The 10,435-nt window shown below is 73.6% G+C and carries 15 protein-coding genes; 11 read left to right on the forward strand and 4 right to left on the reverse strand.

What is annotated here, in order from left to right; all coding sequences use genetic code 11:
• The first annotated feature begins 28 nt into the window (after positions 1-28).
• On the forward strand, positions 29-670 hold the full coding sequence (locus tag DFH01_RS07690; protein WP_109869732.1) for a YciI family protein: 642 nt from the start codon (positions 29-31) through the stop codon (positions 668-670).
• A 17-nt stretch (positions 671-687) separates the two neighbouring features.
• On the opposite strand, the gene DFH01_RS07695 is transcribed toward DFH01_RS07690, so the two are convergent.
• Positions 688-1,800 carry a PA0069 family radical SAM protein gene (locus DFH01_RS07695; RefSeq protein ID WP_109869733.1) on the reverse strand — a complete coding sequence of 371 codons (1,113 nt, stop codon included), beginning with the start codon at positions 1,798-1,800 and terminating at the stop codon, positions 688-690.
• Between the two features lie 101 nt (positions 1,801-1,901).
• Here DFH01_RS07695 and DFH01_RS07700 point away from each other — a divergent pair, with 101 nt between their 5' ends.
• The 5 genes from DFH01_RS07700 (at position 1,902) to DFH01_RS07720 (ending at position 4,753) form a co-directional block, all read left to right on the forward strand.
• Entirely contained in the window at positions 1,902-2,597 is a 696-nt protein-coding gene (locus DFH01_RS07700) for a TIGR04283 family arsenosugar biosynthesis glycosyltransferase (RefSeq protein WP_109869734.1), read from the forward strand.
• Positions 2,594-3,172 (forward strand): TIGR04282 family arsenosugar biosynthesis glycosyltransferase, encoded by a 579-nt coding sequence (locus DFH01_RS07705; protein ID WP_109869735.1) that lies wholly within the window; start codon positions 2,594-2,596, stop codon positions 3,170-3,172. The genes DFH01_RS07700 and DFH01_RS07705 overlap by 4 nt, the downstream gene beginning before the upstream one ends.
• On the forward strand, positions 3,169-3,939 hold the full coding sequence (locus tag DFH01_RS07710; protein WP_109869736.1) for a class I SAM-dependent methyltransferase: 771 nt from the start codon (positions 3,169-3,171) through the stop codon (positions 3,937-3,939). The genes DFH01_RS07705 and DFH01_RS07710 overlap by 4 nt, the downstream gene beginning before the upstream one ends.
• A 202-nt stretch (positions 3,940-4,141) precedes the next feature.
• Complete coding sequence (locus DFH01_RS07715) at positions 4,142-4,330, forward strand: hypothetical protein (protein ID WP_109869737.1); 189 nt, start codon at positions 4,142-4,144, stop codon at positions 4,328-4,330.
• A 57-nt stretch (positions 4,331-4,387) separates the two neighbouring features.
• Complete coding sequence (locus DFH01_RS07720; protein ID WP_146217010.1) at positions 4,388-4,753, forward strand: hypothetical protein; 366 nt, start codon at positions 4,388-4,390, stop codon at positions 4,751-4,753.
• A gap of 6 nt (positions 4,754-4,759) precedes the next feature.
• Here DFH01_RS07720 and DFH01_RS07725 read toward each other — a convergent pair whose 3' ends face one another.
• Positions 4,760-5,359: a Crp/Fnr family transcriptional regulator gene (locus tag DFH01_RS07725; RefSeq protein WP_109869739.1), complete on the reverse strand. Its 600-nt coding sequence runs from the start codon at positions 5,357-5,359 to the stop codon at positions 4,760-4,762.
• 49 nt (positions 5,360-5,408) lie between these two features.
• Between DFH01_RS07725 and DFH01_RS07730 the strand changes: the two genes are divergently transcribed.
• Positions 5,409-5,969, forward strand: a complete 561-nt coding sequence (locus DFH01_RS07730) for a Spy/CpxP family protein refolding chaperone (RefSeq protein WP_109869740.1) — start codon at positions 5,409-5,411, stop codon at positions 5,967-5,969.
• Positions 5,970-5,972: 3 nt separating this feature from the next.
• Here DFH01_RS07730 and DFH01_RS07735 read toward each other — a convergent pair whose 3' ends face one another.
• The gene (locus tag DFH01_RS07735; RefSeq protein ID WP_109869741.1) at positions 5,973-6,446 is read right to left on the reverse strand and encodes a cupin domain-containing protein; all 474 of its coding nucleotides are present in this window, start codon (positions 6,444-6,446) and stop codon (positions 5,973-5,975) included.
• Between the two features lie 95 nt (positions 6,447-6,541).
• Between DFH01_RS07735 and rnhB the strand changes: the two genes are divergently transcribed.
• From rnhB to DFH01_RS07750, 3 genes are all read left to right on the forward strand, one after another.
• Complete coding sequence (rnhB, locus tag DFH01_RS07740; RefSeq protein ID WP_109869742.1) at positions 6,542-7,174, forward strand: ribonuclease HII; 633 nt, start codon at positions 6,542-6,544, stop codon at positions 7,172-7,174.
• A 61-nt stretch (positions 7,175-7,235) separates the two neighbouring features.
• Entirely contained in the window at positions 7,236-8,324 is a 1,089-nt protein-coding gene (locus DFH01_RS07745; protein WP_158287649.1) for a site-specific DNA-methyltransferase, read from the forward strand.
• Complete coding sequence (locus DFH01_RS07750) at positions 8,317-8,916, forward strand: ATPase (RefSeq protein ID WP_158287650.1); 600 nt, start codon at positions 8,317-8,319, stop codon at positions 8,914-8,916. Before DFH01_RS07745 ends, DFH01_RS07750 begins: the two co-directional genes overlap by 8 nt.
• Here DFH01_RS07750 and DFH01_RS07755 read toward each other — a convergent pair.
• Positions 8,903-9,955 (reverse strand): A/G-specific adenine glycosylase, encoded by a 1,053-nt coding sequence (locus DFH01_RS07755; RefSeq protein WP_109869745.1) that lies wholly within the window; start codon positions 9,953-9,955, stop codon positions 8,903-8,905. The two genes, DFH01_RS07750 and DFH01_RS07755, sit on opposite strands and share 14 nt — an antisense overlap.
• 2 nt (positions 9,956-9,957) lie before the next feature.
• Here DFH01_RS07755 and DFH01_RS07760 point away from each other — a divergent pair, with 2 nt between their 5' ends.
• The gene (locus DFH01_RS07760; protein ID WP_233256001.1) at positions 9,958-10,428 is read left to right on the forward strand and encodes a DUF721 domain-containing protein; all 471 of its coding nucleotides are present in this window, start codon (positions 9,958-9,960) and stop codon (positions 10,426-10,428) included.
• The last annotated feature ends 7 nt before the right edge of the window (positions 10,429-10,435 follow it).

Genomic DNA, 10,435 nt, shown 5'->3' on the forward strand with positions numbered 1-10,435 from the left:
GAGCGGGTCGCCGTTTGGGAGGTCGGGCGTGACGTGGCTGGTGCTTGCCTTCGACGGCACGGATGCCGGGGCGCCGATGCGGCGGATGGGGGCGCGCGACGCGCATGTCGCCTTCATCACGGCCGAGGCCGAGGCGGGGCGCCTCCTCCTCGGCCTGCCGCTGCATGACGAGCAGGGGCACAGCCTCGGCTCGATGATGGTGATCGCGGGCGAGCGCGACGCGCTGGACGACTACCTGGCGGCGGAGCCCTTCGCGACGCAGGACGTGTGGCGCCGGGTCGAGACGCATCCCTTCCGCATCGCGAAGCTGCCCTATGCGCCCTGGCCCTCGCCGGGTAGCGCCATGCCAGGGCCGCGCAGCCACACCATCGTCGTCGCGCGCGACGGCGACGACCCCGGCGCCGGGGAGCGCCGCCTCGCGGCGCGTCCCGCCCATGTCGCCCGGCTCGCCGGGCCCGCGGCGGACGGCATGGTGCTGTTCGGTGGCGCCATTCTGGATGCCCCTGACGGCCGCATGACCGGCTCCGTCGCCGTCACCCGCCATGCCGACCACGCCGCCGCGCAGCGCTTCTGGGCGGAGGACCCCTACGCGACCCAGGACGTCTGGCGGGAGACGGGCTGGTACGGAACGCTGCTGCGGCCGTTGCCCTACCATCCGCTCCCGCGCTGACGCGGCAGAACCGAGCATCAGAGCAGCTCGAGCTGCCGCGGCGCCGCCTGGGGCGGGCGGAACTGCATGCAGTCCAGCCCGCCCTCGCCCATCCGGTCCCGCCCCTCCAGCCCGAAGCGTCGCATCGCGAGCTTGAACCGCTGCGCGATCAGCTCGGCATAGGGCCCGGTGCCGGTCTGACGCAGGCCGAAGCGGCTGTCGTAGAACTGCCCGCCACGGGTCTCCCGCACCAGCGCCAGCACGCGGGCCGCGCGGTCCGGGTAGTGTTCCTGCAGCCAGGCCTCGAACATGCCGCGGATCTCGAGCGGCAGGCGCAGCAGCACATAGCCCGCGCGCCCGGCGCCGGCGCGGGCCGACATTTCGAGGATGCGCTCCATCTCCATGTCGTTGAGGCCCGGGATGATCGGCGCCACCAGCACGCCCGTCCGCACGTCGGCCTTGGCCAGCGCCGCCACCGCCTCCAGCCGCTTCAGCGGCGTCGCCGCACGCGGCTCCATGATGCGCGCCAGCTTGCCGTCCAGCGTGGTGACGGAAAGGCACACATGCACCAGGTTGCGTTCGGACAAACGCGCGAGGATATCGAGGTCGCGCAGCACCCCCGCGCTCTTCGTCACGATGGTCACCGGATGGCCGAAGCGCTCCAGCACTTCCAGCACGCGGCGGGTGATGCCGAGGGTGCGCTCCACCGGCTGGTAGGGGTCGGTGTTGGCGCCGAGCGCCACCGGCTTCGCGACATAGCCGGGCTTGGACAACTCCTTTTCCAGCAGCTCCGGCAGGTCGGGCTTGAACATCAGCCGCGTCTCGAAATCGAGGCCGGGCGACATGCCGACATAGGCATGGGCCGGCCGCGCATAGCAGTAGACGCAGCCATGCTCGCAGCCCCGATAGGGGTTCAGCGAGCGGTCGAAGCCGATATCCGGGCTGTCGTTCCAGGACAGGGCGGTCTTCGCCTTCTCCCGGATCAGCTCCGTCGGCAGCGGCGGCAGTTCCGCGAATTCGGCGGCCAGCGTGCCCCAACCATCGTCGCAGCGCTCGGTGCGCGTGCTTTCGTAGCGCACCGGCGGGTTGGTCACGGCGCCCCGGCCCTTGCGAGCCAGGGAGGGCATGGCGGAGGCGCCTCCGTCCGGCATGATCGCTCCTTCGCGGAACAGCCCGCTGTGGTTTCCTGGTTTGTTCGCATCGGAGAGTGCGCAACCCGCCTGAAAGCGTCAAGAACAAAATGCGAATAGCGATGCCGACCAGGGAGCCCCTGATCAAGGGCCTCTCCGTGGTGATCCCGGCGCTGAACGCGGCGGCGACGCTGCCCGGCACGCTGGCCGCGCTCGGCACGGCGCCGGACGAGCTCGTCGTGGTGGATGGCGGAAGTGTGGATGGCACCGCGGCGGTGGCGGCCGAGGGCGGCGCGCGCGTCGTGCGGGCGCCGCGCGGCCGTGGCGTGCAGATCGCCGCCGGCGTGGCGGCGGCCTCGCGGCCGTGGCTGCTGATCCTGCACGCCGACACGCGTCTCGCGCCGGGCTGGACCGAGGCGGTGCGGCAGGCGATGCGGGATCCCGGCCGCGCCCGCTACTTCCGCTTCGCGCTGGACGACGACACGCAAGCCGCGCGGCGGCTGGAGCGCGCCGTGGCCTGGCGCTGCCGCGTGCTGGCGCTGCCCTATGGCGACCAGGGGCTGCTGGTCCATCGCGCCCTGCTGGACGCCGTCGGCAGCATGAGGCCGCTGCCATTGATGGAGGATGTGGACCTGGTGCGCCGTCTCGGCCGCGCGCGGCTCGCGGCGCTCGACGCCGCCGCCGTGACCAGCGCGGAACGCTGGCAGCGGGAAGGCTACCTGCGGCGCTCGGCGCGCAACCTGGCCTGCCTCTCGCTCTGGTTCCTGGGCGTTCCGCCGCGCATCATCCAGCGACTCTATTCAGGCAGGAGAGGATGAAGGGCGACACCGTCATCGTGTTCGCGCGCGCGCCGCGGCTCGGCGCCGTGAAGCGCCGGCTGGCGCGCGGCATCGGGGCGATGGCGGCGCTGCGGTTCTACCGCGGCCAGCTTGCCGCGCTGCTGGCCGAGATCGCGCCGGACCGCCGCTGGCGCACGGTGCTGTCGGTCACGCCGGATCGCGCGCCATCCCGCTGGCCGCGCCGCCTGCCGCGACTGCCGCAGGGCCATGGCGATCTCGGCACGCGAATGGACCGCGCGCTGCGCCCGCATCGCCGCGCCCTGGTGGTCGGCAGCGACATCCCCGGCGTCGGCCGCGCCGACATCGCCGCCGCCTTCCGCGCACTCGGCCGCGCCGATGCCGCCTTCGGCCCGTCCGAGGATGGCGGCTACTGGCTGGTCGCGCTCGGCCCGCGGCGCCCCCCGAAACCCTTTGCGGATGTGCGCTGGTCCACGGAGCATGCGCTGATGGACACCGTCGCCAATTTCCATGGTCGGCGCGTCGCGCTGCTGCGCACCCTGCGCGACGTGGACACCGCCGCCGACCTCGCTGCCGTCAGGGAAGCCCGCCGATGACCGCGCCTGCCTGGTCCAACACCAGCGAGGACTACGCGAAGCACCGCCAGGGCTTCCCGCCGCGCTTCTACGCCATGATCGCGGAGCGCGGCCTCTTCGCGCCGGGCATGCAGGTGCTGGACATCGGCACCGGCACCGGCACGGTGGCGCGCAGCCTGGCGGCGATGGGCGGCGCGGTGCTGGGCCTCGATCCCGCGCCGGGCCAGATCGCCGCGGCGCGGCGGCTCGCCGCGGAGCAGGGCGTGGCGGCGCGATTCGCGGAAGGGCTGGCGGAGCGCACCGGCCAGCCGGACGCCGCCTTCGACCTCGTCGTGGCCGCGCAATGCTGGCACTGGTTCGACCGCGGCCTGGCGGCGGCCGAGGCGCGGCGTGTGCTGAAGCCCGGGGGGACGCTGCTGATCTGCCATTTCGACTGGCTGCCGCTGCCCGGCAGCGTCGCCCATGCCTCGGAATTCCTGATCGAGGCGCATAATCCGCGCTGGCCGATGGCGCGCACCACGGGCTTCTACCCGGCCTGGGCGGCGGATCTTTCCCTTGCCGGGTTCGAGTCGCTGGAATTCGCCGGCTTCGACCATGCGGCCCTCTACAGTCACGCCGATTGGCGCGGTCGCATCCGCGCCTCGGCCGGCGTGGGCGGGGCGCTGGCCGGGCCGGCGGTGGAGCGCTTCGACGCCGAGCACGCCACCCTGCTGGCCGCGCGCTTCCCGGCCGAGCCGCTCAGCGTGCCGCACCGCGTCTTCGCGATATGGGCGAGGCGCCCCGCCTGAGCCGAGGCGCCACAGCGCCGAAACCTGCGGTTGGGTCGCTACACCGGAATGCAGACGACGCATCCCAAAACACGATACATCATCTTAGAATTTGCACTCTGTGCAAAAGCGTGCTCTACTCTGTCTGTGCCGTGGCGGACAATGTCACGGAATGTCAGGCGAGGCAGCGGCGCTCAAGGGCGCCCGGGTCGGGAGACGGGACGTGATCAGCCAGGAGCTTCTGCGGGTTGCCGACGCCTTCTTCACCGCGGTGCTGCTGATGGCGGCGCTGCTCGGCGTGGTGCTGGCCTGGGCGACGGGCGACCTGCTGAAGCTCAGCCTCGCGCTGCTGCTGGTGGCGCTGGCCGCGCCCGCCCTCTATCGCCGGCGCATCCCCGCCGAAAGCCGCTAACCCCGCGCTAACCCGCGCTGCCCCAGGCTGCCCTCCGGGATGTCCGGGGACGGCGCCATGACGGACAGCGATTCGGCGCGCGAGGCCAGGCTGGCGATCGCGCGGCACCTGGCGGAACTGCACCGCCTGCATCTGGCGCTCGCCGCGGACAGCCGGCGGCTGAAGGGCCTGACGCTGGAAGGCCGCAGCCTCGCCGAGATCGAGATCGCAGCCGAGATGCTCGAGCAGTACATGGCTGCGACCGGCGCCTTCCTGGAAAACATGCGCGGCCGGTTCGAGGCGCGCCTGCCGCTGCTGCGCCGCGCCGAGCCGCATGGCACGGAGATCGCGCCCGGCCAGGGCGCGCAGGGGCATGGGCCCTTCTGGTACTCCTTCTCTCGCCTCTGCGCCGCGCTGCGGCAGGCGGAGCGGCGGGTGGGGTAGGGCGCCTCAGCCGCGCGGGAAGGGCGGCAGCCGCACGCGGTCGCGCCCCTCCCGCCGCAGGGCGCCCATCCGCTGCAGGCGGGCCAGGGCGCGATAGGTCGCTTCGTGCGACAGGCCGAGCTCGGCCGCCAGCGACTTCCAGGGCACGGCCGGGCGCCGCGACCCGTCGGGCTCCGCCGGCAATGCGTGCAGCGCGTCGAGCAGCCGGTCCGCCGCATGCGGCAGGGCGAGCCGCACGATCCGCGCCCGCGCCGCCACCAGCCGCCCCGCGAGATGGGCGGCGAGGCGCCAGCCCAGCTCGGGGTCGGCCGAAGCGGCGTGCCGCAGATCCACGGCGGCATGCACCCGCACCAGGCTGGGCGCGGCGGCGATCGCGTCGCAGTGATGCTGCGGCTCGAACAGCGAGGCCTCGGCGAAGGTCTCGCCGGGGCCGGCCCGGTGCAGCAGCAGCCGGCGGCCCTCAGGCGAGGTGCGCAGCAGCTCCAGCGCCCCCTCCTCCACCACGACCAGGCCGAGCGCCGCGTCGCCCACGCGGAACAGCGCCTCGCCGCGGACCAGGCGCCGGAGGCGGCCGGGCGGCAGGATCTGCAGGAAAGCGGTGTCCATATGACCGCGATCATAGGGCCGCGGCCCGCCGGTGGGCTAGCGAGGCGCCATGAGACGGTTCCTGCCGCTAGCCGCCCTCGCCCTGCTCGCCGCGCCCGCCGCAGCGCAGCATGGCGGCCACCGCCACCACGGCGCGACGCCCGCTCCCGCCGGCGCGGCGGAGTCGCGCCCCTACGCCGGGCTGCAAGGCCGGGCGATCAAGTCACTGTCGGAGGAGCAGGTCGCCGATCTGCTCGCCGGCCGCGGGATGGGGCTGGCGCTCGCCGCCGAGCTGAACGGCTATCCGGGACCGGCGCATGTGCTCGAACACGCCGAGGCCCTGGGTCTGACGCCGGCGCAGCGCGCGACCGCCGAGGCGCTGCATGCCCGCATGGCGGAGGAAGCGCGCATCCTCGGCGCGCGGATCGTCGCGCTGGAGCAGGAGCTCGATGCGCTCTTCGCCGGCGGCGCTGCCGATACGGGCCGGCTCGCGGCGCTGACGGCGGAGATCGGCGCGCTGAACGGGCGGCTGCGCGAGGTGCACCTGGCCACGCATATCGGCATGCGCGAGGCGCTGGATGCAACCCAGCGCGCCGCCTATGCGCGGCTGCGCGGCTACGCGGCGCAATAGCCCTCAGGAATAGCCCCGCGCCGTCGGTCCGCTTTGCGTCCGCCGCGCTTCCTCCTGCGCATGCTCGTCCACCTTGCGCATGCGCTCGTGATGCGCCCCAGCTCCGTCCTCGGCCGGCTCGAAATCGTAGTCGCCGTGATGCGACTGCCAGGATTGCACGGTCAGCACCTTCGCCCCACCGCGGCTTTCGTGCGGGCCGTGCACCTGGCCCGCGGCATGGGTGAGGAAGGCGCCGGGGCCGAGTTCGCGGCCGGCATCCACCAGGTCGCCTTCCAGCACGTAGTGCATCTCCGACCCCGCGCCGTGCCTGTGCGCCGGGATGCGGCCGCCGGGCGGCAGGTGGATGATGGAGGTCACCACCCCGGCGCCGGCATCCTGGTTCAGCAGCTGGATGCGGAATTCGCCTTTCGCGCCAGGGATGGCGAAGGGCACGGCGGGCACCTCCGCCGCGGCAAGGGCAAGTTTCCGGGCGTCCATGCCGCATCCTCCGATCCGTGTGACCGGCGGCGAACGCGCCCGGGCGGCGGCGGGTTGCCCTGGCCAGGACTCGCCGCGGCGCGCTATGGCGGGCCATGCCGAGTTTCGCGCTCGAATCGGCGCATGCGGGGCGGGTCGCCGGGCTGGACGAGGCCGGGCGCGGGCCGCTCGCCGGGCCGGTGCTCGCCGCCGCGGTGGTGTTCCGCCGCCGGCCGCCGCGCGCGCTGGCCGCGCTGATCGACGACAGCAAGAAGCTCAACGCCGCGAAGCGTGCCGCCGCCTTCGACGCGCTGGTCCAGGCCGCGCGCGCCGGCCTGCTGGACTATGCGGTGGCGGCGGCGAGCGTCGCGGAGATCGGCCGCATCAACATCCTCCGCGCGAGCCAGCTTGCCATGGCGCGCGCTTTGGCGCGGCTGGCGGAGCCGCCCGACCTCGCGCTGGTGGACGGCAACCAGCCGCCCGCGCTGCCCTGCACCGTGCGCTGCGTCGTCGGCGGCGATGCGCAATGCCTCTCCATCGCCGCGGCCTCGATACTGGCGAAGGTCGTGCGGGACCGGGCGATGGCCAGGCTCGACCGGCGCTGGCCGGGCTACGGCTTCGCCAGCCACCAGGGCTATGCGACGGAGCAGCACCGCAGCGCGCTCGCCCGTCTCGGTCCCACGCCGCATCACCGCCGCGGCTTCGCCCCGGTGGACCAGGCGAGCCTCTTCGCGCTGCTGGACGATTGACGCCGCGACTCCGCGCAACGCATGGTGCCCGGCCGATTCGCGCGGGGGTGCAGGCGGAACGATGGGAACGGGTCTCGACCTGCCGCTCGACCAGGTGTTGGTCGGCGACTGCATCGAGACGCTGCGGCGCCTGCCGCCCGCCTCGGTCCATGCCGTCTTCGCGGACCCGCCGTACAACCTTCAGTTGAAGGGCGAATTGCGGCGCCCCGACACCTCCGTCGTGGATGCGGTGGACGACGACTGGGACCGCTTCACCGACTTCGCCGCCTACGACGCCTTCACCCGCGACTGGCTGGCCGAATGCCGCCGCGTGCTGCGCAAGGACGGCACGATCTGGGTGATCGGCAGCTACCACAACGTCTTTCGCCTGGGCGCGGCGATGCAGGACTTGGGCTTCTGGATCCTGAACGACGTGATCTGGCGGAAGGCCAACCCGATGCCGAACTTCCGGGGCCGCCGCTTCACCAACGCGCATGAGACGCTGATCTGGGCGGCGCGCGGCCCGGAATCCCGCTACCGCTTCAACTACCAGGCCATGAAGGCGCTGAACGAGGAGCTGCAGATGCGCAGCGACTGGTTCATCCCGCTCTGCACCGGGTCGGAGCGCCTGCGCGACGGCGCCGGCGGCAAGCTGCATCCCACGCAGAAGCCAGAGGCGCTGCTGCATCGCGTGATCCTCTCCTGCACCACGCCCGGCGAGGTCGTGCTCGATCCCTTCCTCGGCACCGGCACGACGGCGGCGGTGGCGAAGCGACTCGGCCGCCGCTTCCTCGGGATCGAGCGCGATCCGGGATACGCGGCAGCGGCCGCGTCACGGCTGGCGGCGGTGGAGCCGGTGCCGGAAGCGGCGGCGCTCGCGCTGCCCTCGAAGCGGGAACAGCCGCGCATCGCCTTCGGCGTGCTGGTGGAACGAGGCCTGGTGCCGCCCGGCGCGACGCTGACCGATCGCCACCGACGCTGGAAGGCTGTGGTGGGCGCGGACGGCACGCTGCGCTGCGGCGCGGCGGCGGGCTCGATCCACAAGGTGGGTGCCGAGCTGCAGGCCGCGCCCTCCTGCAACGGCTGGACCTTCTGGTTCCTGGAGACGCGCGACGGGCGCCTGCGCCTGCTGGACGAACTGCGGCAGGAGGTGGTGGCGCAAGGTGGCTGAGGCCGCGCCGATCCTCTGGCTCATCGCGGGGCCGAACGGCGTCGGCAAGACGACCTATGCGCGGCGCTACCTGCGCACGGCGGCAGGAACGGAACGCTTCGTCAATCTGGACGAGTTGGCGCGTGGCTTGTCGCCGCTCACGCAGACGCCCGACGCGCAGACCGCGACACGAGCGGCGCGTCTTGTGCTGACGCTGGTCGAGGAGGGAATCGCCGCACGCCGCAGCTTCGCGCTGGAGACCACCCTCGCCGGCCTCACGCATCTGCGCACCGTCCAAAGCGCGAAATCCGCCGGCTTCGGCGTGAACCTGCTGTTCTGCATCCTGCCTGATGTCGGCCTCGCGCTGCGCCGCATCGCCGATCGCGTGGCCGCCGGCGGCCATGCCGTGCCGGAGGCCGATGCGCGGCGCCGCTTCCCGCGCGCCTGCGCCAATTTCGCGCGCTACGCCGCCGCCTGCGACCTTTGGCGCATCCTCGACACGCAGCTTGCAGAGCCGCGGCTGGTCGCCTCCGGCCCGCCTTCCGCCATCGCCGATCCCGCGCTGCTCGCCGGGCTGCCGGCACCGCTGAAGCAGGCCGTCACGCCGGGCTGACAGCGCCCTCCAGCAGCGCGAGAAGCTTGCGCATCACCGTCGGCATCGCCGCGCGCGCCGCGTCCGGCGCCATCCAGGCGAAACCCTCCGGCGCGGCGCCGTCATGCCGCGCGGCCAGCAGCGTCATGCGCAGCTCGAAATGCGTGAAGCCGTGCCGCGCCTCCCCGGGCAGGTGGCGCCAGCGCAGGTCGGGCAGGGGGGCAAGGGCCAGCGCCTCGGTGCTGTGCCAGGCCGCCTCTCGCCAGGGCGTGCCGGGAAGTTCCAACATGCCCCCCAAAAGCCCCTCGGCCGGGCGGCGGCGCACCAGCAGGCGGCCGGCGGCGTCGGTTACCGCGAAGTGCACGCCGGACCGCACCGGCCGCGCCTTCTTCGGCGCCTTCCGCGGCAGCGCCTCCGCAATGCCCTGCGCCTGCGCCGCGCAGGCGCCGCGCCAGGGACAGAGCGCGCAGGCCGGGCGCCTTGGCGTGCAGATCGTCGCGCCAAGGTCGAACAGCGCCTGGGCGAAGTCGCCCGGCCTGGCGCGGGCGGCCGCCTGCTCCATCCAGCGATTCGCCAGCGAATCCAGCGCCTTCTTGGCACCGGGCAGCGGCGTCTCCACCGCGTGGATGCGCGCCGCCACGCGCTCCACATTGCCGTCGGTCGGCACCACCGGCACGCCGAAGGCGATCGCCGCGACCGCCGCCGCGGTATAGGCGCCGATCCCGGGAATCCCGCGCAATCCCAAGACGTCCCGTGGGAACCCGCCGGCCGCCAGGGCCTTCGCCCCGGCATGCAGGTTGCGCGCCCGCGCGTAGTAGCCGAGGCCGGCCCATTCCTCCGCCACCGCCTCCCACGGCGCCGCCGCCAGAGCAGCCACATCGGGGAAGCGGGCCAGGAAGCGGGCATAGCGCGGCCCCACCGCGGCGACCGTGGTCTGCTGGAGCATGACCTCCGACAGCCAGACGCGGTATGGGTCGGGACGGCCGGACACGTTCCGCCACGGCAGGTCGCGCCGGTGGCGGTCGTACCAGTCGAAAAGGTCTTGGGCAGGAGGGCTCACGCGTGGCGAAGGATGGCGACGCAAGGCGATTCCCGGGAGCCCCCCTGCCGCTTGCCAACCTGATCCCGGCCGTCACGCGCCCCGCCTTCCGCAAGCGCTCCCCGGCCGGGGCGCAGCTTCTGGCCGACTGGGCGCAGGTGGTGGGACCCGCGCTCGCCGCCGTCACCAGCCCGCTGCGCCTCTCGGCCGGGACGCTCACCATCGCCTGCGCCGGGCCGGTCGCGATGGAGCTGCAGCACCTGGCGCCGGAGCTCATCGCCCGGATCAACGGCCATCTCGGGCGGGTGACGGTGGAGCGGCTGCGCTTCGTGCAGCAGGCCCGGCCCGGCCCCTCCGGCCCGGCCGGGGCGCCCCGCCACGCCCCCGCCGCCCCGCTGCCGGCCCCCGTCGCGGAGCGGCTTTCGGCCCTGCCGGCGGGCGAGCTGCGGGAAGCCCTGGAAAAGCTGGGCCGCGGCGTCTATCGGAACCGGTAGGGAACCC

The organism is Falsiroseomonas bella, assembly GCF_003173615.1.
Classification (GTDB): domain Bacteria; phylum Pseudomonadota; class Alphaproteobacteria; order Acetobacterales; family Acetobacteraceae; genus Falsiroseomonas; species Falsiroseomonas bella.